We start from the raw sequence: 22,922 nt of genomic DNA on the forward strand, positions 1-22,922 counted from the left end.
GCTTTAGTTGGTGGCGGCTTGTGCGATGCGCTTCTGCGCCTCGGCCACGCTCAACTTGTCGTCGTTCCAGAACTGCGTGACCGCGTCCTGAATGGCACCGGCTTTGGCCGGGTCCACCGCCATGCCGTGGGCAATGGAAGGCACCAGGCCGCCGGACTTGGCGCTGGCCACAAAGTCGGTGGCCGAGAGCTTGGCGCAATCGTCAAACTTGTCCATGTTGTGGCCCAGTCGCACGGGGATGGAACCCTTGTTCTGGTTGAACACTTCCTGGAACTCGGTGCTCAGGATGGCCGAGGCCAGATCGGCCTGGGCTTTTTGGGCACCGGCGTCCTTCAGCTTGAACATGATGAAGGAGTCGACGTTGAAGGTGTAGGCGTTGGCCGTGCCCGGTGCGGCGGCGCACAGGAAACCTTCGCCCGGCTTCTGGCCGGCGGCGGTGAACTCGCCCTTGGCCCAGTCGCCCATGAACTGGAAACCGGCCTTGCCACCGATCACCATGGCGGTGGTCATGTTCCAGTCGCGCCCGGTGGAGGCGGCGTCGGTGTAGCCCTTGAGCTTGCGGAAGGTGTTCAGCGCCTTGGTCATGGTGGGGCTGGCAATGGCGGCGGGGTCCAGCTTGACCAACGCGTTGTTGTAGAACTCAGCGCCACCCACGCCCAACACCACCGACTCGAACACGGTGAAGTCTTGCCAGTTCTGGCCACCGTGGGCCAGTGCCACGTTGCCCGACTTCTTGATCTTGTCGGCCGCCACAAAGAACTCGTCCCAGGTTTTGGGCATGCCCGACACGCCGGCCTGCTTCAGCACCTCGGGGTTGGCCCACATCCAGTTGACACGGTGCACGTTGACCGGAGCGGCCACATAGCTGCCGTTGGCCTTCATCACATCGGCCACCACCTTGGGCAGCAGCTCGTCCCACTTCTCGGCCTGGGCCACGCTGTCGATGCTGGCCAGCATGCCCTCGGTGGCCCATTCCTGAATGGCCGGGCCTTTGACCTGCGCCGCGGTGGGCGGGTTGCCCGACACGGCACGGCTCTTGAGCACGGTCATGGCGTTGTCGCCACCGCCACCGGCCACGGCAAAGTCTTTCCACTCGTGGCCTTTGGCTTCGAGCATCTTCTTGAGCTCGGATGCCGAAGCGGCTTCGCCACCCGAGGTCCAGTAGTGCAGCACCTCGACCGAGGTTTTGGCCGGTGCGGGTGCCGCAGCGGGAGCGGGCGCCGGGGTGGCGGCAACGTCTTCTTTTTTGCCGCAAGCGGTGGCCAGCGTGGCGGCCACCAAGGCTGCGCCCAGGGTGTAATTGAACTTCATGGCTGTCTCCGAGAGGGGCCTGCGGCCCGTTGTTGGTTGGCCCCACGCACAGCGCGTCGGGAGTCATTAATTTTTCATTAATTAATGAAAACAACCATCAGGGAAAACCCGCAAATCCGTTACTAAATTTCAAACTCAAACGCCCAGTGCACGGGCGGCGCCGAGCAACGCCGGTGATTGAGCCGAGGTGATCACCCACACCGGCAACGCGCTCAAATACGGCTGAAACCGGCCCTTGGTTTCAAACCGCTCACGGAACGCAGAGGTGTCAAACCACGCGCCCAGGCGCGGCACAATACCGCCGCCCACGTACACCCCGCCCCGCGCGCCCAGTGTGAGCGCCAGGTTGCCGGCCACCGAGCCGAGCATGGCGCAAAACAGGTTGAGCGCTTCCAGGGCCTGCGGGTGCCCGGCTTTCAGGGCGGCATCGGTCACGTCAGCCGCGCTGTTGAAGGCGCCCATGGTCACGCCGTCGGCTTCGCAAAGCAGCAGGCAGGTGTCCAGCAAACCCTGGCCGCAGGCCACGCGCTCGGCCGAGGCATGGCCATACCGGCGAATCAAGCCGTCCATCACCAGCCGCTCGCGCGCGGTGGTGGCGGGCAACGTGACGTGGCCGCCCTCGCCTTCCAGCGGTACCCAGCCACCCAGACCGTTGGGCAACAGGCCCGAAACACCCAGCCCCGTGCCGGCGCCCACCAGCGCCATGGCCGCCTGGGGCTGCGCCACACCGCCACCCACCTGGCGCAGTTCGCTGGCGGGCAGGTCGGGCAGTGCCAGCGCCAAGGCGGTGAAGTCGTTCAGCAGGCGCAGCGTGCGAAAGCCAAACTCGGCCTTCACCGCCGCTTGCGAAAACGACCAGTGGTGGTTGGTCATGCGGATCTGGTCACCGGTGATCGGGTTGGCAATGGCAATGGCCACCGCGTGCGGCGTGCCCCGGCCCAGCCCGTCAAGATAGGCCCGGGTGGCGTCTTGCAGTGTCGGATAGTCGGCGCAGGCCAGCACCCGCACATCGGTGATGGGCGCACCCGCAGCGGCTTGCCAGGCAAAGCGGGCGTTGGTACCGCCAACGTCGGCGAGCAAGCGGGGCAACAGGGTGGGGTTGGGGGTGGATGCAGACATGGGAAGTGGCTGTAGAAGTGGCTGCGAGACCCTGCCAACAGGCGTCTCGTCCGGGGTTTGAATAATACCCGGTGTGTAACTTGATTACGAACAATCCGACACATCCATATTGTCTTTTTTTCGGACGAAGAAAAAGGGCCGAACGTCGCCGATCGGCCCTTTCTACGGTGTGTGGCGACGCGGTACTCAAACACCGCATGGGTCCACATCACCGCCTGCCATCCTCTGCGCCTGACACAGGCGCGGATTTATCAGTTCAGTTGAATGCAATCGGTCCCATGTTCAGACCGTTGGGGTACAGGCCTGCTGCGTCACCACCTACGTTGTATTGCAAGTTGTCACCCAGCACCTGCACATTGACCTGTGTCACACCCGTGGCCAGTACCGCGGCCACATTGGCCAGCCCACAAGCCTGCAACAAGCTGAAGCCCGCCAAAGGCAAAACGTAGTTCTGGACCCCAGCGCCTGCGACCTGGAAATCGCTCTTGATCGCCGGGATACAGCTTCCAATGGCCGGCGCGTTCAACACCGCCGTGAAATTGGGACGGGGATTCTTGTTCACCAGCTGGTCATTGCCCCACACCGCCAACTTCAAGTTGGTGTAAGCGCCTACGTTGGCTGCCCCGTTATTGGGCGCTTTCACGAAGACACCGAAACCCCATGGTTTTTGATTGGTGTTGACACCGTATCCAAAATAGACGCTCGGCGTTGCATCACCCGCAGCCAGACCGCTCCACCACAGGGGTGCCGTTACGCTTTCGTCTATGTAAATACCCACATCACCGCCAGCGGTAGATTTCCATGTTTCGATGGTGTTGCCAACGTAATTCGCGGCAAATACGCCACCCGGCAAATCAACCACGGCGCCAGGCGTGCCACCTCCGCTACCACCGGAACCTCCAGCTGTCGCTGGAAACTGAAGATCGTCGATGTACATCGTTGTATCGCTTGCGACCTTGCTGCGACCATGGGGAAATACCACAACGGTTGTAAAGGTCCCTGTATTGGGCATCACAAAAGTCAGCGTTTCCCACGCGCCCGCCACCGTTGTGGCCACATCTTTTTCAGTAACCGCCGCGTTGCCACCGGTGCCACCTTCCAACTTGAGCAGGAAGTTGGTGCCCACTGCAGGCGAGAACACCCGCATCGTGACCGTCCTGGCATTGTCTGTCAGCACGGGGTTGACACCCAGGCCGGTGATGGTGGTTCCAAAGTAATCGGGGTCAGCTGGCTTCTTCACAAACTTAACCACTTTGTTACCGGCATCAAGAGGATCGACACCCATTTCTACAGTGCCTGCCGGGTTTTCAAATGGGCCAAACCCAATGCCTGAACCCGAAAAATCAACGCATGCCGGTGCTGCGCAGCTTTGTGCCGGGGGTGGCGGGGTTGCCACTGACATGGCGTATTTCAACTCATCAAAATAGAACGTGGTGTCAGCGGTCAAGGCCGGTTGAGACTTCTCTATTTCGCTCCAGGCGGGGAACAGAGACGCCATGTCGTAACTCACATTGGCGTTGAACGTTCCGGCGCTGGGACTGGCAAAGTTGAACGTCAGGGTTTCCCATGCGTTCTGCTGGGTGGTGCGCGCCTCGGCATAAACAGAACCTGCTCCCAGTGCATTTTCCAGCTTCAAAGTCACTTTGGTTCCCACCACCGCGCCTGAGTTGACGCGCACCGTCACCGACTTGTTGACACCCAGGCCGACGGTTGGCACCGTCCGAATGGTTTTGTCACCGTCTGTGGCGAGTGCGGTGAACACAGTGGCTCCGGCCCACAGTTCGCTACTCGGTCCCTTGACCATTTTCAGCAGCTTGTTGTTGGAATCGGCTGGATCGGTCATCACTTCTGCAGACACCAGCTTTTCGAAGGGATTGGCTCCCGCGTTGGCTTCGCTGAAGCTGATGCATTGCTCGGTACTGGTGTCACAGGTTGTGTTTGCCGGTGGGGGTGGCGGCGGCGCAACCACGTCGGATGCGGGTGCCAAAACGATGTCGTCAACCCAATAGCTTTGAGCCCCAACATTGGCCACGTCCGTGTCGGCTGAGAACACCATGACGTTGTAGCTGTTTGCTGGATTGACCCCGCTGAGATTCCAGGTCAAGGTCTGCCATGTGTTGGCAGCGGTCACCGTGGCAGGCAGTTCGGTAGACACTCCGCCTGCGACCTCCACCTTGAGGTAAACCACAGCGTTGGCACGTGTCGCATAAACACGCGCGGTGATGGTTTTGCGGTCTGCCGTGAAGGGGATCACCGGCACATTGAAGTAGGTACCCCCGAAGTTCGAGCCACCGGATCGGTCGAGTTTGAGTGCGTTTCCGCTACCCCCTGTGGGGGCCGCGGCGACGGAAGGAGAACCGTCACCAAAGGCGCCCATGTCGACAAAAACCGGGTTGGCTTCGTCAAACGACAACAGGACCGTACCGCTTGCGGGCGGCGGCGGCGGGGGTGGCGTCACCGTTCCGCTGCCCACTTGCTCTACCAGCTGATTTTTAAGTGCTGCGGTTGCATCACCGGGTACGCCCTCCAGCGCACTTTTGTTGGCGATCACAAAACTCTGGATCGTGGCGCTGCCTTGCTGGGCCTTTGTTGCGTCTGAAATGGACTGGGCATCGGTGGCATCCAGGATGATCTTGGACTGCGCCGCGAGTGCGCTGGCCATCACCTGGGCCAGGCTGTCTGCATTCACGCCCGCCTCCACCCGCATTGCGGCGGCCTTGATCACAGCCGAGACGCTCGCTTCGTTGACGACACCGCCCGCAACCAGACTCGCAGCAGCGGGGGTGCGCAACACAGAGGCCATGGCCGCAGTGGCCTGGCTGTACATCGCGGCCACATCGTTGGAGTTGGCCAATGCAGCCAGCGCTTCAGCTGTTTTTTGCAGCACCTGCTGAACCACCAGTGTTTTGCGGAACAGATCGGCATTGACGAGTTCGCCAGCCACCTTGCGTGCCGGGTCCAGCGTGGTCACGTTGGTACCCGCCGGCAAGCCCAGCGCGGTGTTGATCTGGTCCTGGGTCATGCCCTCGGTGAGCAACGTGGTCAAAGGGGTCACGAGGGTGGAACCCGCAGGCGCCTTGAGTTTGCCCACAAAAGGCAAATTCGTATCGATGTTGGTGCCACCTGTGACCACCAGCCCGGAGGCACACACGGCTGCGAATTTGAAAAAGCCGGTGGAATCGGTGGTGGCGGTGGCCTCGCCGGTGTCCGACGCACCATTTCCATTGGCATCGCAGACCACGGTGGCACCACGGATGTAGTCGTCTACCGCCAGACCGCTGGAACCAATGACGGTGGGAGGCGCCGATGCGTCGCCGCCGCCGCAGGCACTGACCAACAGTGCGGTGGCCAAAGCGCAGGCCGTCAGGGGGATGTGTGAGATGAGTGGTCGCATGAGTTGTCTCCGATCAGGGTGGAAGTAAACGTCTTTTTAAAGATGCGTTTGAAAGCGCATCCATGAAAGCGCTTTCATTCAATGTAATGTGTCAGATTGCTTTTGGCAACACACAGCGCTAAGGACTTTCCCTAGCAGAAGGCGCAGAAAGCCCACCGACCTGTCCAGCTGTGCCGGCACCACAGACCAAAAAAGCGCCCGCGGTCTTTCGACACACGGGCGCACAACATGCAACCAGTCCAAGGGGCGGTGAACTTACCGCTGGTACACCCGCACGTAGTCAATCTCCAGGCGCGCGGGCAGTTGGTCGTCTCGCACCGCACCACCCAGCACGCCCCCCACCGCCAGGTTCAAGAGCAGGTGCTGCGGCCTGAAGAACGGCCATTCGTTCACGTTGCCGTTTTTCGGGTTGGCGTAGGTGAAGTAATACGAGCCGTTCACGCCAATGCGAATGCGATCCTGATCCCATTCCATCTGATACACGTTGAAATCGGTGCAGGCGGTGGGCAGTGACACGGTTTCACCCTTGCTGCCACCACCGTGGTAAGCCTGGGTGTGCACCGTTCCAAGCACGCGTGTCTTTTCACCCGCATCAAAACCTTTCTGCTCCATGATGTCGATCTCACCATCCAGAGGCCAGACCCCGGTGTCTGGGATGCCGTCACCCAGCGTCCAGATGGCGGGCCACGTACCCAACGCACAGGGCAGCTTGGCGCGCACCTCCCACCGCCCGTAAGTCCAGCTGGCTTTGCCTTTGGTGTACAGGCGCGCCGAGGTGTAATTCTGGTTGCCGTGGTCGGCCGCCGTGGTGAGCCGCTCGCGCTGGGCGGTGATGATGAGCTTGCCCCCCTCAACGCGAGCGTTTTCCGATCGGTTCTGGCTGTAGTACTGCAGCTCTGCGTTGTACCAACCGTCTTGGTTCCGGTGGGTGTCATAAGCCCATTTCTGGCTGTCGGGCAAACCATCGGTATGGAACTCGTCGTTCCACACCAGACGCCACCCATCGATGCCAGGAACCTCGGGCACCGTCGGCACGCCGGGTGCTGGTACCTGACTGCCTGGAACGGATGGCACGGTCACCGGAGCATCGGGCAATGCGCCGTCACCTCCCCCGCAAGCGGCCAGTAAAACCAGCCACCCCATGTAACCGGCCGCATGGTGTCCGCGTTGGCTCATTGCACACGACCCAGGGTTCGGGGCGCCACCGTCAGGGTCTTGCCGTCGCTGAACGTCACATCCATCGGTGTGGTACCTGCGTTGTAAGCCAGGTAGGTTTTGCGACCGTCGGGCTGCTTGAACACCGCGTACAGCAGCGTGTCCGCACGCACGCTGAAGTCGGGCAGACCCATTTGCTGGAGGCTCAACAGGAAGTGCAAGGCATGGGTGCGGGTTTCACCCACTTCCACAGAACCCCAACGGTCCCAGCTGGCCAAGGCGGCGGTTGGATCGGCCAGGGCACCGTACTTGGCAAACACGTCTTGCCATATATCGCGTGGGGGCGGGTTGGGTGGAAGCTTGCCGTATTTTCGGTAGGTCTCCACCTCAGGACCCAAAGCGTCGAGGTTGCGCTTCACATAACCCGGGTCCACCCCCAGGTAGGTGGACGCCGTGGTGATGGGCAACAGATTGATCCCCTTGATCTGGCGTGGCTCATCGGTCCACCAGGTGTTGTGGGCGTACTTGCCACCAAACAACATGCTGACTTCGACGTTTTTGTATTCCGGTGCAAACACCAGCCCGTGGATGTCAAACCAGTAGAAGTTGATGGCCTCGGTCTCTGCGGTGAACAGGTAAACGCCCAGATCCCGCAGCGCCTTGTTGCCGGTGACCTCGCCCCACAGAATCAGCCCCACCCAGGCGTTGATGGCCTCTGAGGACGACTCCTGGTTGTTGCCCCACTCGCCCAGCCCGATACCCGATGCCCATGAATGGCCTTCGTAGGGATCGAAGTTGCGCAAAAAGGGAAACGCGGAGCCGCTTCGCTCGGTGGTGGCGATGTCGGCCACCAACAGGTCCACCATGGCGCCCCACTGTTCTTGGGCCGCCCAGGCCGGATCACGCAGTGCAATTTCAGCGGCGGTGCGAATCCAGTAGCCGTAGGTGAAATGGTGGTCGTTGATCTGGGCAACCTGGAAAAACTCATCGGGGTAGGCGGCGACAACGCCCAGGCTTTTGTCCAGGTGAAAGTAGCCCTTGGAATTGCCGCCCGAAAACCATTCCTCCATGCGCTTTTGCACCATGGCCAACAGCTGGTCACGGCCTTCTTGGTCGCCCTGCTGTTCGGCCACATCCATCAGTTTGATGTTGCGCTGAATACCCTTGCCTTGCCAGTAAGGGCCCTGTCCGTTCTGCAGCATCATGCGGCGGGCGGTTCGCTTGTCGGCTTTGAGCAGATCGTCCAGCTCGGCCGTGCGGGGCGTTCCACCGACCGCTGGCCAGAAGGGAACAAAACTGCTGTAGGTGTTGGTTTTCTGGAAGCTGTTGGCAGCCAGCACATGGATTTTTCCGCGGATGGTGTCAAACGCTGGGCCCAGCCTGCCTTGTACCGAAGCGTTTTGAAACCATTGGTGCGGATACAGCCCGAGCAACGGCCCGTTATCGGGCCCTTCAAGGGTTCGTGTCGTGGCCTTGAAGCTGGTTTCTACCTGGCTGCGGCTCGGGTCGTACGTCCACTCCACCCGGGTGTCGGTGATGAACGCATACGCATGGCGGGCGAACAGCTCCAGCGTGGCGGGCTGCGCGTCGGGCAAAGCGGCGGCAGACAAATAGCCCTTGCCTGCAGGCAAGCGTGCGATCCATTCGGTGGTTGACACCGACTCCCAGGTCACACCTGCCGGTCCAAACAAGGCGTAAGACTGGCCACCCACGTGCAGGGCGAGCACACGCGGATCGACCACGGGCAGGCGACTGCCATCCGACGGGAGGCGCACACGCATGTCGCCACGGCTGACTTGCATCGACACAAATGGGCTGCCGTGCGCCACGGTCATGAGCCAGTCGTCGACGCCACGGGCCATGGAGATATCGATCGACCAATCACCGGCTTTGGCCAGCTTGGCAGGCCCCGGCTCGAACGCAGTGGGCGTGAACAGCAACGGGTTTTTGTGCGGGTAGTGCACCTCCACATCGCGCCGCACCGTGGGCACGATCTCTTTGCCGGGCAGCGCCATCTCAAAACCCGCAGCGGTGGGTTTCACCGACAGCGGGTGCGCAAAGATGGCCTCGGGTGTGGAATTGAAGATCAGCGTGGAATACCACTGGTTGGTTTGCGCAGCGGTCTTCAGCATGGCTTCGGTGCGCATGGGTGCCGAAGGCATGGGTTTGTCACTGCCCTTGGGTGTCAGAAAGTAGGTACCCGCACCCGCTTTCACCGGCTGGGCCGAGGCCGCACCGAGGCTTGCGCATCCCATCAGGAAAGCCAATTGGCAAGCATGGATAAATCTCATATCAGCATCCTTTTATCGGGTCAAACAGCTTCGCCAGATCATAATGAAAGCGCTTTCAAATTGCACGACAAGGATTACCCGTAATGGTTTACCCGGCCTGCCGGGTGACGCCCAAGGCATTCATGGAACGGCGCAAAAGGGCACGGGGCGCAATTCGCACAGACGCGCAACGACCTAAGGGAAAACACGGGGACGGTAACCGTTGACGATCGTTGCATGCATTCCCTACACTTGTGAAAGCGCTTTCAATGTACGCACCAACGGACGGGCACCGATATGAAACCTCAATCACATTTACACAAACCTCATACCCAGGCCGTTCGGTCAGCCTGGGCGGCCAGCCGCGGGCTGGTGATCGGTGCTTGCGCTGCCACCGTCGGCCTGGGCATGGCGAGCACCGTGCATGCACTTGAATTTGGACCCGACGGCATGTTCAGCCTGAACGGGTTTGGTGAGGTGACCGTGACACGCGCCAACAACCAATGCCCTGCCTCCACATGCCAGATCAGCCCCGAAGAAAACCGCCATCTTCCGTGGGCAGATGCGGTACTGCCCGGACAACCGCTGTCACGCAAAGACAGCAACTTCAACCAGGCCCAGCTGTGGCTGGGTGCCAAATACGATCTGGGCAATGGTTTCAAAACCAAGGCCACACTGAGCCAGAACTGGCGCGACGGAAAGGAAGACACACCCGGTTTCTGGCGCGAAAAAAACATCGCGTTGAGCCATGAGGAGTACGGCATCCTCACCGTGGGGCACATGCTCACGCGCACCTGGCAATTCTCCGACTACCCCTTTGGCACCAACATTGGACTGTCCTATGCATGGGCAGGCACGGGCGCAGGCTACCGCAACCTGACCAACGCGGTGCGCTACACGTCCCGGGTGTTTGACGTGGCCGAAGGCGACTTGGTGCTGGAAGCCACCTACGACGGGGGAAACAAAGACTTCAAGATCAACAAACCACGATTTCTTGAACTCTGGGCCCACTACGGCAAAGGGGATTTGTCGCTGGACATGATGTACCAGGACACCCGCAACGGCACACCGAGTGCCTTTGGCGCAGCGGTGTTCAGTGGCCCGTTTTACGACGCGGCAGCCGATGGCAAACTGGGCAATTCCGGGCAGAGTGTGGCGCTGGTTCAAGCCGTCTACCAGTTGAATCCGAAGATTGAGCTCTCGGGTGCGGTGCGCCGCAACCGATGGAGTGGTGCTTATGCAGCGGCAGCGCTGCCTGGACCACGCTGGAACTTTCCTTTCAACATCGATTGGTTTGGCTCCGTCAATGGTGTCCCACATCCAGGCTATTCCGCAACGTCGACCGATATGTCGCTGGGCGCACGTTACCGCATGGACAAATGGACCTTTGCCACTGGCGTGGCCTATCTGGGCAAAGCCCGCACCGCCAACCCCAGCGAACGCGGGCAAAGCAACAGCGCACTGATCAACACCCTGCAGGCCACCTACGCCTACGGTAACGGGCTGGAGTTTTCAATTTTTGGCGGAATGATTCATTACCGCCTCAAGGGTCTGGCACCGCTGTCCATGCCGTCCAACGCCATGGTCAATGGCATCGACTCGCGCGTGACCAAGGCCGGCAACTGGTTTGGCGTTGGCGCCAAGTATGCGTTCTGACGCCTGTCAACGGCCAACGCACCCCATGACGTTCACAGGACTCAACACCATGTCTATCTCTTTGAAACAACTTGCACGTGCCGCTGCGGCCGTGCTCACGGCATCGCTGATCGCCGCCTGCGGCGGTGGCGGTGTGACCAGCACGGCACCCTCACCCACGGCGGTATCCGTGAGCAACCCGCGCGCGCTGCCCGCCGAATACCTGGCCCGCCAGGCCGTGGCCTACAGCCCATTCAGATCCGGAAATCGGGACACGGAAACCATCACGACAGCCATGGTCAAAGAAGATCTGGACTTGCTGGTTCAAGGCAACATGCGTCTGATCCGCTTGTTTGACAGCTCCGACAAAGTAGCCAAATTGGTTCTGGATGTCATCGCCGACAACAACCTGGACATCAAAGTTCAACTGGGCGCCTACGTCAACTCGTTCAAATACGTGGCCAACCCTTACACCCAGGAAGAGATCAAAGCAGGGAATGGACGCGAGCTGGACCGTGCTGTGGCGTTGGCCACAAACGCCAAATACAAAGACACCATCCTGGCGGTGAGTGTGGGCAACGAGACGATGGTCAACTGGTCCATCGTGCCCATCGATCCGGCCGATATGGCGGTTTACATCAAATACGTCAGAGACCGTGTGACCCAACCCGTCACCACCGACGACAACTTCCTGTTCTTCTCCAACCCGATTCCCAAAGTCATCACCGACCAGATTGACTTTGCGGCCATTCACGCTTACCCCAACATCGACACGGAGTTTCCGGAAAGCCCCTTTTATTGGGACTGGAAACAATTGAGCGTACCACCCGGTCCGGCGCGTGCGGCGGCCATGATGGACGCCAGCATCGTCGAACTGAAAAAACAATACCAAGGTTCACGCGATGCGCTCGACAGCATGGGTCTTGGCAAGATGCCGATCGTGATCGGAGAAACCGGCTGGAAAGCCCGCATCACCGGCGATCAGACTTTGCGCGCCCACCCGGTCAATCAAAAAATGTATTTTCAGCGTCTGGAGACGTGGCGCCAGGAAAGTCGGGTGAGCGGTACCGGCCCGGCCAACATCATTTACTTTGAAGCCTTTGACGAACCCTGGAAGCAAAGTGACGACGGTTGGGGTTTGTTCAACGTGAACCGCAAGGCCCGCTATGTGGTTCAAAACCTGTATCCGCAAAGCCTGTGGGAAAGCACAACCCTCAAGGACACCGACGCGGTGTACTTTGTACCGCCCACCATCAACGAGCCTTTCGCGGGCAATCAGTTCACCCTGTATTCAGATGCCCCGACAGCAGCGCCCGTGGCAGGTTACAACCTCGATGCATTTGACGGCACGACAGCGCCCAGAAATCTGGCCGACACGTCCACATTTGCCCCAGGTGACGGCAGCGTCAGCATGTCCATCACGCCGGCACCGGCCAACTACGGGTGGGGACTGCTGTACAACCCCCAGGTCTCACGCACAACCCAAAACCTCTCGGCTTTCGGCTTTGTCAATGCGTCGATCAACACCACCTACCCTGGCAAGATCGAGTTCGGCCTTTCCACGCTGGACGCAGATGGCAATGCACAAGAGGCTTTTGTGCAATTTGGCAACGGCGAGTACGGCTATTGCAACACCGGCGCCTGGTGTCGGGTGTCCATTCCGTTGAGCGTCTTCAAGGCGAAAAATCCGAAGCTTGATTTCCGCCTCGTGGTGAATCCTTTCTACATCGCGGATCGGTACACCTTTACCGGCAAGGATCTGAACTCGAACATCAGGACCCCGCTGAACGTGGACGGGATTCACTGGGCCCGCTGAGCAAGCACCATCCCCTGCGGCGTTCTGTCCTTGGGACGGGACGCCGTTTTTTTTCGTCCTCGACACACACCATGCGCACTTTCATCACCTCACGCGACAGCGACCAGCGCCTGAGCGAACAAACGTTCATTCCCGCTGTGGAGCACACCGACAACCTCGCCTCGGTCTGGATCGATCCCGCACGCCGCTTCCAGACGATGGAGGGATTTGGAGGCGCCTTTACCGAAGCGGCGGCCGTTCGCTGGCAAAGTCTCAGCCCCGCACAACAAGAAGCTTTGTTGCAGGCTTACTTTGGACACCCCCATGGCCACGGCTACACGCTGTGCCGCGTGCACATGAACAGCTGCGACTTTGCCCTGGGCAACTACGCCCACGCCGACACGCCGGGTGACACAGCCCTGAAGCACTTCAGCATCGCCCGCGACGAGCAAGCCCTGCTCCCATTCATTCAAGCAGCGCAACGGGTGGCCCATCGTCAGATCCAGCTGCTGGTGTCACCGTGGAGCCCACCCGCCTGGATGAAGACCAACGGACAGATGAACCAGGGTGGCCAACTGCGGCCTGAACACCGGAGCGCCTGGGCCCGCTGTTACGTGAAATTCATTCAAGCCTATGCCGCGCACGGCGTTCCCGTGTGGGGCGTGTCGGTGCAAAACGAGCCAGCAGCCACACAGCGTTGGGACTCGTGTATTTACAGCGCTGAAGAAGAACGAGATTTCGTGCGCGACCACCTGGGCCCCGAACTGGCAGCGGCCGGTCTGGGCCATGTGCGCATCGTCATCTGGGACCACAACCGCGACCTGATGGTGGAACGCGCCGGCACGGTGTACGCCGATCCCGAAGCCGCCAAGTACGTCTGGGGCACCGGCTTTCACTGGTACGGTGAAGACCACTTCGACCATGTGCAGCTGCTGCACGACGCCTGGCCCGACAAACACCTGTTGTTCACCGAGGGCTGCCAGGAAGGCGGACCACACACCGGCTCCTGGGCACTGGGCGAGCGCTACGCGCGCTCCATGATCCATGACATCAACCGCTGGACCGTGGGCTGGATCGACTGGAACCTGCTGCTGGACACACAAGGTGGGCCCAACCATGTGGGCAACTATTGCAGCGCACCCATTCTGGTGGACCCCGACCACGATCGATTTGAACGGCAAAGCTCCTACCACTACATCGGACACTTTGCGCGCTTTGTACAGCCCGGCGCCCAACGTATCTTGTGCGCATCGACCCGCGAGGCGCTGGAGGCCACGGCGTTCGTCAACCCCGACGGTGGCGTGGTGGTGGTCGCCATGAACCGCACCAAGCAGCCACTGCCGTTTTCACTGAATACCGGTGGCCACCGGCACCTGACCGTGTTGCCCGCGCGGTCGATCGCGACGTTGTTGTTGCCTTAAAACACACCCGGCGAACCCACCGGAGTGGCGCTGGGACGCGCTCTGCGCATGGGTTGGTCCGAGTCCACACCATGCGCTGCGCCATGCCGGGGGCTCTGCCTTCAAGCCCCGTACTTGGGCTGCTCGTCCTTGTCCCACAAGCCCCACTGCGCCCCCAGTTCGCCTTCCTGACGTGACTTCCAGGGCTCGTCGAACGATGAGAAGTAGAACAGCTTGACCCCTTCGCTGCGAGCCCATTGCTGAACCTCGACAAAGTAGCGCATGGCGTTGTCAGCAGATGGCACGGCCGAGGCCACCGCCTGCCCGTTCCCCGGCCAACCCGTTTCCGTGACGATCACGCGCTTGTCACCTCCCGCCGCTTGCACCAGCCCCACCATGCGGCGCAGGTACTGAGGGGCCATGGTGATGTCAACGCCTTCCCAGAAGGGGTAACAGTTGGGCAGCAACACGTCGCAGGCCGCCGTGAGCGCCGGGCGTTCCAGGAACTGGTAATAGGCATCGACGCAACCCACGGGCACGTCTTGCGGCACGGCGGCCCGGACCCGACGGATGTACGCCAGCAGTTCGGCCTCTGGCAGCTCTTCGCGCAGCAGCACCTCGTTGCCCACCACCGCGATGTTGACCAGCCCTTGTTGGGCGAGTGCCACCAGGGCTTCTATCTCGCGCTCGTTGCGCTCACGGTCTTGGCTGATCCAGGCACCCGCCATGGTCTTCAATCCTTTGACACGGGCCAGGCCGGGAATGAGCTCGTGACCTTCGGTGCAGGCGAAGGACCGCACCCACCGCGTGTGGGGGGCGACCAGCTCCATGCGTCTGCGGATGTTGTGTTCCAAAAGGGTGTCGCCCACGCCCTGCCCTTCGGTGTAGGCGCTGAAGCACAAACCGTACACACCGTTGTGCAGTTGCTCGGCATACAGCCCGCTGATTTGTGCAGCGGTCTTGCTGGACAGGGGCGCGCCGGGCATGGCAGGCAGGTGCAGGCCGTGCTCCTCCAGCCAGGGCCGCACCCCTGAGCCCTGGGACGAAGTGACCGCCGCACGCCGTTTGCGCCGTGCGAGCTCGGCATGCACCTCGGTGGCCCGCGCCTCGTCCAGGTCGTAATCGCGCATGATCCACATGGCCAGCAGCGTCCCAAAGATGGGCACGCCGGAGTAGAACAACCGCAGCCCGTCCACAGCCCCAGCGGGCTGCACGGCAGCACCCGGCGAGAACGCAACCCAGCTCATGATGGCGCCGCTGAGCAGGCCGGCGATGGCGAAACCGAACTTGACCATCCACCAGTAGATGGCGCCAAAGATACCCTCGCGCCGCTTGCCGGTGGCCAGTTCGTCGAGGTCGCACACGTCCGCCGTCATGGACATCATCAACGTGAACAGACCACCAATGCCGAACGAGAAAAACGGCAGCGCGAACATGAACATGTAGGGCTTGCCCGGGATCATCAGAAACCACAGCAACACGTAGCCCACGAGGGAAATGCCCTGCGACAGCATGAAGGCATTTTTCTTGCCCATCTTCCGGGACATCCACGCCACCGTGGGAATGACCGCGAAGGTGGTGATCAGCGCGCCAATGCTGCCAAACAGCGTGGGCCAGATGCCGGCCGCCGGCGCATTGCCCTGAAACAGGTGGTAGACCACGATGAAGAACGAAAACGCCGCCACCGTGTTGAAAGCGTTGAAGATCAGGAAGGTGGAGAAGCAGAGTTTGCGAAAGGGTTTGATGCGCAAGGCATCTTTGAAGCCGCTGACAATCTCCCGCATGCCGCCACCGACATTGGCCCAGTTCAGCGGGATCAGATGGGTGTCATCTTTTGTGGATCGGCTGGGCAGGAACAGCGCTGGAACCATGGCCAGCAGCATGCAGACGATGCCGACGCCGACCGACAAGGTGCGCGTGGCCGTGTCGGCGTTTTCGAACCAGCCCGGGTCGTACATCACGACCCAGAACCAGGGCGCAATCACCCAGGCCCACTGACCGATCCACTGCGCCACCGCCATGATGCTGGTGCGCTCGTGGAAGTCGTCGCTCATCTCGTAGCCCATGGCCACATAGGGGATGCTGAACAACGTGAGGCCGGTGTAGAACACCAGCGACCAGCACAGGAAGTAGATGAAGTTGTAGGCCACGCCGTTTTCGCGGTGGAGCTGCCACATCGCAATGAAAGAGATGCCCATCACGATGGCGCCGATGAGCACGTACTGCTTGCGCCGGCCCCAGGTGGAGCGCGTGTTGTCGGAAATGAAACCCATGATCGGGTCGGTGACCGAATCGAAGACCCGCGGCAGAAAGAACAACACGCCCCACATCCACGCAGGGAAGCCCAGATCCTGCACCAGCACCACCATGAAAATGCCCAGCGCCGCCGGGAACATCTGGTTGGCCAGCATGCCCAGTCCAAAGGCAACCTTCTGCCCGAATGGGATCTTGTGCGCTGAAGTGGCGACGGGTTGGGTCATGATTGGCTTTCTGTGGTGCGGTGTGCTGCGTGCTGGGCCATCTGATGGCGCGGGTGGCGAGATCGGCTGCCGTCAGCCTGGGAGGGGCGGTGGCATCAGCTCGGGATACAGCGCCTGCATCACCAGCTTGGGCTTGCGATCGACGGTGAACAGGCCCCAGTGTTTCTCGGGCTCCAACGGGTCGGGCGAGCCCTTCCAGGTTTCGTCGAAGGCCTCAAAAACGAAACACAGCAGGCCTTCGGCGCGTATCCAGTCCATCAGGTCCTGGTAGTAAATGGCCTGCAATTCCTGCACCGCGTGTTCGGCGTGCATGCCGCGGCCGTTGCTGTTGGTGCACCAGCCGGCTTCGGTGATGACCACCGGTTTGTCGGGGTACAGGTGCGCCACGCTGTGCACGTTGTCTTTGGTGTAGTCCAGCGCTTCGTGGATGTGCTTGTATTCCCACACCGGGTAGGTGTGCAGCGAGATGAAGTCGAGCTCGGCCACCAGGTCGCGCAGCTTGTGTTGCCAGGGCACGTAGTTCTCGCAGAAGGTGACGGGCTGGCGCACGGCCGCCTTGACGCGGCGCACATACGCGATCATTTTCGGCACGGGCACGAAGTGGTCGGTCCAGTCGACTGTGGCCTCGTTGCCCACGGCGACCGAGAACACGGTGTCCGGGTAGCGGTTGGCCAGCGCGATCAGGCGTCCAATCTCGGCGTCGTTGGCGGCCCGGCTGGCCTCAAGCTGTTCTTCGGAGTAGGTGGCACCCCACGGGCAGCCGAAATTGTTCATCTCAGCGCCCAGGTAGGCGCCCAGCATCACCTGAAAGGGCAACCGGTCTTCGGCAATGACCTGCAACACGCGATCGGCGTGCGGGCTGCAGTCGTACAGGCGCAGCAGCTGCCAATGCTTGCGCAGAATGCCAAGGTCTTCGCGGATCTCGTCCAGCGATGGGTAGGTTTGCTCGCCAGGGTTTTGGCCGTCGCGGTAGCCGCTGTAGCAAATGGCGTTGCCCGAGGGCAGTTTCAACGGGGTCATGGGGTTGTCTGCTTATCCGAATTTGAGTGAGCCGTCTTTGTCCCACAGGCCCCAGTAGGCACCGACATCGCCTTCGGCGCCGACCTTCCAGGCTTCATCAAAGGCGGCAAAGTAGAAGATCTCGATGTTGTCCTCCTCGGCCCAGCGGCAGCAATCCACAAAGTACTGCATCGCCCCTTCCCGCGAAGGCACCGAGCCATGAAACGGGCTGCCCTGGTCGGGCCAACCGGTTTCGCTGATCAGCACGCGCTTGCCGGGTGCTGCGGCGCGCGTGCGCTGCACCATGGTCTGCATGTAGGCCAGCGCCTGCTCGCGCGGGCAACCTTCCCAGAAGGGGTAGCAGTTGGTCATCACGACATCGCAAGCGGCGGTGATGCGTGGGTGTTTCTCGAACAGGTAATAAGCATCGACATAACCCACCGGCACGCCGGGCAGTGCGTCCTTGACGCGCTGGATGCAGGCCAGCAGGTCGTCCTCGCTCATGTCCTCGCGCAGCAGCACCTCGTTGCCCACCGCCACGATGTCGGCATGACCGGCGCGAGCCACCTCGATCACGCCCCGCAGTTCGCGCTCGTTGATCTCGGCGTCGGTGCCCAGCCAGGCGCCCACCAGCGTTTTCAGTCCGAGTTCGTGTGCCAGTCGCGGGGTCTGCTCGTGGCCGTCCGTACAGGAAAAAGTCCGCACCCAGCCGGCATGCGGCTGCAGGATCTGCAGGCGCTCGCGGATCTGTGCCTCGCTCACCTGAGAGCCAGGCTGCTGGCCTTCGAGATAGGGGCTGAAACACAGACCGTGAACACCGCGCTGCAATGTGGCGCGAAAGTCCACACTCAGTGCGTCGCGCGCCTCGGTGGTCCATACCGTGGGGGCACTGCCCGTCCATGCTGCGGTGCGGGTGACCAAGCCCGGGTCAAAGCCCGGGTCAAAGCCCGAGCGTGAAGGCGCCATTTCGCTGGAATCGCCTTGGTGAATGCCCGCAGCAGCGGTCGTGGCGAAGTCGGGATGGGGTTTGGACATGGCTTGGCTTTCAAAATGCGGGGCGGCGGATAAAACGGGGCGTCAGCGCGTCTTCCTCTCGGACTGCCAGGGAAACCGGCCCTTGCCGATCGGTTGTGTCTCGGCGTATCCACCGACCTTGTCGTACACACGCACATAGTCCACCACCAGCTCGGCCGGGAAACGGGTCTCAGGGCTGGGAACGCCAGGGAAGTTGCCGCCCACGGCGACGTTCATCACCAGGTAAAAAGGCTGGTCGAAAGGGGCGGGCCACGGGTTCAAGTCCTTGGCGCGGCGCGCCACCACCCCGGTGCCGTCCTGGGTGACGCTGCAACTCCACCAGTGGTCGTAGGTGCGGGTGTGCACCTCATCGACATAGAAACGGATTTCGCCCGGCTCCCACTCCACCGCGTAGGTGTGCCAGTCGGCCACGGTGCCGCCATTGGGCAGGGGATGCACGTGCGTGATCAGCGAACGGCCTTCGCTGCCCGAAGACCCAAAGTGGATGCTGTTGAGCACCTCATGGGGCTTGTCGCCGACAATTTCCATCAGGTCGATCTCACCCGACGCGGCCCAGCCACCGTAAACATCGTCTTGCGGCAGCATCCACAACGCGGGCCACAAACCCTTGCCCCAAGGCACCTTGGCGCGGAACTCGATGCGTCCGTATTGTTTGGTGAACAAGGGGGTGCCATCGCGCCGGCGCGTCATCAGCCGGGCCGAGGTGTAGCCACACCCGTGGGCAGCCTCCCGCACCGCGCGGATGGTCAACAGGCTGTCCTTGACCGTCACGTTGGTGGGTGAGTCGGTGTAGTACTGCAGCTCTTCGTTGCCCCAGCCAGGCACCCAGGTGTGGCTGCGGTAGTCAAAAAATCCGTTGCCCAAATCGAAGTCCCACTTGCTCCGATCGATCTGGTTGCCCTCGAATTCGTCGCTCCAGACCAGCGTCCAGACATCTTGTGTGTGCGAAGTCATCTCTAAACCCTCTGTCAGTGAACGGAACGCCCTGCCGCGTCGAAAGCCAGCGCCCCGCTCGCATCGGGTGCCAGACCCACCGCATGACCGGCTGCGTGCTGGCTGTTGTCGGCACCCACTTTGGCGTGCAACAGCTCGCTCACACCGTCGACCCGCAAATGCAGAACGGAAGAATCACCCAGGTGTTCGGCCAGCGCCACCGTGGCCGGTATGCCTTGGCCAGCAGGCACCACGTGCAAGTGCTCCGGCCGGATGCCCACACGCATGACACTGGCGATGGCACCGGGCATGAGGCTCGCCCAGAGGGACCGGTGATCCTGGGTCGCGGTATCGGCAGGGCGGTCCACCAGGTTGATGCGGGGAGCACCCAAAAAGGTTGCCACGAATTCATTGGCCGGGTGGTTGTACAAATCCATGGGCGCACCCAGCTGCTCCACAACGCCCTTGTTGAACACCGCAATGCGGTCGCCCATGGTCATGGCTTCCACCTGGTCGTGGGTCACATAAATCATGGTGCTGCCCAGCTCTTTGTGCAGGCGCGACAGCTCAATGCGCATGTTCACCCGCAGCGCGGCGTCCAGATTGGACAGCGGCTCGTCAAACAAAAACACCTTGGGCTTGCGCACAATGGCGCGGCCAATGGCCACGCGCTGGCGCTGGCCACCCGACAGGTCTTTGGGAAAACGCCCCAGCAGTTCGGTGATGCGCAAGATGTCGGCGGTGCGGGCCACCTGCTCGTCGCGCTGGGCCCGGCCCACGCCCGCCATCTTGAGCGAAAAACCCATGTTCTCGGCCACCGTCATGTGGGGGTACAGCGCGTAGCTCTGGAACACCATGGCCGCACCCCGGTCGGCGGGTCGCAGATCGTTGGCGCGCACGCCATCGATCAACAGGTCGCCACCGGTGATGGTCTCCAGACCTGCGATCATGCGCAGCGTGGTGGACTTGCCGCAACCCGAGGGTCCCACGAACACCATGAACTCCCCATCGCGCACCTCCAGATCAATGCCCCGGATGACTTCGATCACGTCATAACTTTTGCGCAGACCGCGCAGCGTCACTTGTCCCATTTCAGACGCCCGTCAACACGGTGGCGGATTCTGTGACGGGGCCGCTGAGGGCTGAAGCGCTGGTGTGTGCCCGAGCGGCTTTTTGCTGGCGCAGAAAGTCGCGGTACCAGAGGGCACTGTCTTTGAGCGTGCGCGCCTGGGTCTCGTAGTCCACATGAACAATACCGAACCGCTTCTCGTAGCCCGAGGCCCATTCAAAGTTGTCCATCAGGCTCCACACCATATAGCCGGCCATCTGCACACCCTGGTTCATCGCTTCGGCCACGGCAGCGATGTGGCGGGCGATGTAGTCGGTGCGCTGGGCGTCGTGCACGCGCCCGTCTTCAAAACGGTCTTTGAATGCGCCGCCATTTTCGGTGACGTACAGCGGTGGCACGTTGTAGTCGCGGTCCATGCGCACCAGCAACTCGGTCAGTCCTTCGGGGTAAATCTCCCAACCCATATCGGTCAAGGCAAGACCGCTTTTCTTGACGTCCCAGTGGCCTGCTGCGCTGATCACAGCGCGTGAGTAGTAGTTAATGCCCAAGAAATCCATGGGAACTGAAATCGCTTTCATGTCACCCGCAGAAATGAGGGGGGCATCCTCACCCAGATAAGCCAACACATCGTCAGGATACGTTCCGTTGAACAAAGGATCCATATACCAACGCAGCAAGCGACCGTCTTCGAGTTTCGTTTTCTCGATGTCTTCGGGCGCAGCACTGGCGGGGTGCATGGGCGAGAGGTTGAGCACAATGCCCAGCTTGCTGCGCACCCCATCGGCCCGCAGCGCCTGCAGCGCCAGCCCATGGCTGAGCAACAGATGGTGGGTCACTTGCATGGCCGTGGCACGGTCTTTGATACCCGGGGCAAAAATGCCCGACTCATGCCCCAGCGTCGCCATGACCCAGGGTTCGTTGTGGGTGGTGATGGACGTGACCCGGTCGCCCAGCCGCTTGGACATGCCCCGGGCGTACTCCACAAAACGGTGCACCGTGTCGCGGTGGGCCCAGCCACCGTGCTGCTGCAGGGCGTCGGGCAGATCCCAGTGGTTGAGCGTGAGGTAGGGCTTGATACCCCGCTCCAGCAACCCATCGACCAGCTGCTCGTAAAAATCCAACCCCGATTCGTTCCATGCGCCAGTACCCTCCGGGCGCACCCGTGGCCAAGACACCGAAAAGCGGTAAGCGTCCACACCCAGGTCGGCAATCAGGTCCAGATCGCGTTCCCAGAGGCGGTAGTGGTCGCAGGCCATATCGCCGTTGGAAGCGTCGGCGATGGCTCCGGGCACGCGGCAAAACGTGTCCCAGATCGACGGCCCTTTGCCATCTGCGGTGGCTGCACCCTCAATCTGGAAAGCACTGGTGGCAACACCCCAGACGAATCCGTCCGGGAATTTCTTGAGGGTCTTGAGGGGATCAACAGGTTTCATGTGTCACGCAGGAAAGTTCGGATAGATGGTTGCTGCAGCGCCATGCGGTTCAAGCGTGGCTTACTTGACGGCGCCCGCGGTCAGCCCTGAGATGAGCTGGCGGGAGGAAATCATGAACAGGATGATGAGCGGGATGGTCGCGATGGCCGAACCCGTCATGAGCGCACCCCACTCGGTGTTCACCGGGCTTTGCAGGCTTCGCAACGCCAGCGGCAGGGTGTACATCTCGGGCGAACGCATCACGATCAGGGGACCAATGAAGTTGTTCCAGGACGCGATGAAGGTGATCAGCCCCAGCGTGCCCATGGCCGGTTTGAGCAGTGGCACCACGATGCGGGCGTAAATGCCCCATTCGCTGCAACCGTCCATGCGCGCTGCTTCAATCAGGTCGCGCGGTATGGAGGTGCTGACAAACTGGCGCATCAGGAAGATGCCAAAGGCGCTGGCAGCACCCGGCAAATACAGCGCACGCGGCTGGTCGATCCAGCCCAGCAAGTCCATGATCATGAAGGTGGGAATCATGTTCATGAACGAGGGCAGCAGCATGGTGGCCATGACGAGCGCAAACAGCGCGTTCTTCCATGGAAAGTGGAACATCGCAAAGGCGTAGCCCGCCATGGAGCAGAACAACAGGGTCAACGCGGTCGAGGCCAGCGCCACGTACAGACTCCAGCCCAGGTTGCGCCAGAACGGGATGCGCTCGGTCAGAATCTTCAGGTTGTTGAAAAAGTCGTCGCCAAAAAACATGGGCGGCGGCAGGCTGAAGATTTCGGTGCGCGAATGCGTGGCAAACACAAACATGAAATAGAAAGGCGCCAACATGATGAGCGCACCCACGCCCACCACACAGTAAGCCGCCCAGGGGGCCAGACGATCGGTTTTCATGGGCTGCCT

General features: G+C 61.2%; 15 protein-coding genes. 3 read left to right on the forward strand and 12 right to left on the reverse strand.

Features of this window, described 5'->3' with window-relative positions:
• Positions 1 to 3: 3 nt before the first annotated feature.
• The 5 genes from Q7J58_RS22910 to Q7J58_RS22930 all read right to left on the reverse strand — a co-directional run bounded on the left by Q7J58_RS22910 (position 4) and on the right by Q7J58_RS22930 (position 9,270).
• The gene (locus tag Q7J58_RS22910; protein ID WP_304832435.1) at positions 4 to 1,311 is read right to left on the reverse strand and encodes an ABC transporter substrate-binding protein; all 1,308 of its coding nucleotides are present in this window, start codon (positions 1,309 to 1,311) and stop codon (positions 4 to 6) included.
• Positions 1,312 to 1,446: 135 nt separating this feature from the next.
• Positions 1,447 to 2,430, reverse strand: a complete 984-nt coding sequence (glk, locus tag Q7J58_RS22915) for a glucokinase (RefSeq protein WP_304832437.1) — start codon at positions 2,428 to 2,430, stop codon at positions 1,447 to 1,449.
• A 256-nt stretch (positions 2,431 to 2,686) separates the two neighbouring features.
• Complete coding sequence (locus Q7J58_RS22920; RefSeq protein ID WP_304832439.1) at positions 2,687 to 5,824, reverse strand: hypothetical protein; 3,138 nt, start codon at positions 5,822 to 5,824, stop codon at positions 2,687 to 2,689.
• 255 nt (positions 5,825 to 6,079) lie between these two features.
• Entirely contained in the window at positions 6,080 to 6,898 is an 819-nt protein-coding gene (locus Q7J58_RS22925) for a glycoside hydrolase family 16 protein (RefSeq protein WP_304832441.1), read from the reverse strand.
• Positions 6,899 to 6,996: 98 nt separating this feature from the next.
• Positions 6,997 to 9,270, reverse strand: a complete 2,274-nt coding sequence (locus Q7J58_RS22930; RefSeq protein WP_304832443.1) for a glycosyl hydrolase — start codon at positions 9,268 to 9,270, stop codon at positions 6,997 to 6,999.
• Positions 9,271 to 9,669: 399 nt separating this feature from the next.
• Here Q7J58_RS22930 and Q7J58_RS22935 point away from each other — a divergent pair, with 399 nt between their 5' ends.
• From Q7J58_RS22935 to Q7J58_RS22945, 3 genes are all read left to right on the forward strand, one after another.
• Positions 9,670 to 10,905 (forward strand): porin, encoded by a 1,236-nt coding sequence (locus tag Q7J58_RS22935; protein ID WP_304832444.1) that lies wholly within the window; start codon positions 9,670 to 9,672, stop codon positions 10,903 to 10,905.
• 49 nt (positions 10,906 to 10,954) lie between these two features.
• Positions 10,955 to 12,700: a hypothetical protein gene (locus tag Q7J58_RS22940; protein WP_304832446.1), complete on the forward strand. Its 1,746-nt coding sequence runs from the start codon at positions 10,955 to 10,957 to the stop codon at positions 12,698 to 12,700.
• Between the two features lie 71 nt (positions 12,701 to 12,771).
• On the forward strand, positions 12,772 to 14,100 hold the full coding sequence (locus Q7J58_RS22945) for a glycoside hydrolase family 30 protein (RefSeq protein ID WP_304832448.1): 1,329 nt from the start codon (positions 12,772 to 12,774) through the stop codon (positions 14,098 to 14,100).
• A 101-nt stretch (positions 14,101 to 14,201) separates the two neighbouring features.
• Here Q7J58_RS22945 and Q7J58_RS22950 read toward each other — a convergent pair whose 3' ends face one another.
• The 7 genes from Q7J58_RS22950 to Q7J58_RS22980 all read right to left on the reverse strand — a co-directional run bounded on the left by Q7J58_RS22950 (position 14,202) and on the right by Q7J58_RS22980 (position 22,913).
• The gene (locus tag Q7J58_RS22950; protein ID WP_304832450.1) at positions 14,202 to 16,559 is read right to left on the reverse strand and encodes an MFS transporter; all 2,358 of its coding nucleotides are present in this window, start codon (positions 16,557 to 16,559) and stop codon (positions 14,202 to 14,204) included.
• 72 nt (positions 16,560 to 16,631) lie between these two features.
• Positions 16,632 to 17,579: a glycosyl hydrolase family 17 protein gene (locus Q7J58_RS22955; RefSeq protein WP_304832451.1), complete on the reverse strand. Its 948-nt coding sequence runs from the start codon at positions 17,577 to 17,579 to the stop codon at positions 16,632 to 16,634.
• Between the two features lie 12 nt (positions 17,580 to 17,591).
• Positions 17,592 to 18,593: a glycosyl hydrolase family 17 protein gene (locus Q7J58_RS22960; protein WP_304832453.1), complete on the reverse strand. Its 1,002-nt coding sequence runs from the start codon at positions 18,591 to 18,593 to the stop codon at positions 17,592 to 17,594.
• Between the two features lie 42 nt (positions 18,594 to 18,635).
• Positions 18,636 to 19,547, reverse strand: a complete 912-nt coding sequence (locus Q7J58_RS22965; protein ID WP_304832455.1) for a glycoside hydrolase family 16 protein — start codon at positions 19,545 to 19,547, stop codon at positions 18,636 to 18,638.
• 14 nt (positions 19,548 to 19,561) lie between these two features.
• Positions 19,562 to 20,617: a sn-glycerol-3-phosphate ABC transporter ATP-binding protein UgpC gene (ugpC, locus tag Q7J58_RS22970; RefSeq protein ID WP_304832457.1), complete on the reverse strand. Its 1,056-nt coding sequence runs from the start codon at positions 20,615 to 20,617 to the stop codon at positions 19,562 to 19,564.
• 1 nt (position 20,618) lies between these two features.
• Entirely contained in the window at positions 20,619 to 22,028 is a 1,410-nt protein-coding gene (locus tag Q7J58_RS22975) for a GH1 family beta-glucosidase (RefSeq protein ID WP_304832459.1), read from the reverse strand.
• 60 nt (positions 22,029 to 22,088) lie between these two features.
• Positions 22,089 to 22,913, reverse strand: a complete 825-nt coding sequence (locus Q7J58_RS22980; RefSeq protein ID WP_304832461.1) for a carbohydrate ABC transporter permease — start codon at positions 22,911 to 22,913, stop codon at positions 22,089 to 22,091.
• Positions 22,914 to 22,922: the final 9 nt, after the last annotated feature.

This window comes from Hydrogenophaga sp., from assembly GCF_030656115.1.
In the GTDB taxonomy this organism is placed as follows: Bacteria; Pseudomonadota; Gammaproteobacteria; order Burkholderiales; family Burkholderiaceae_C; genus Hydrogenophaga.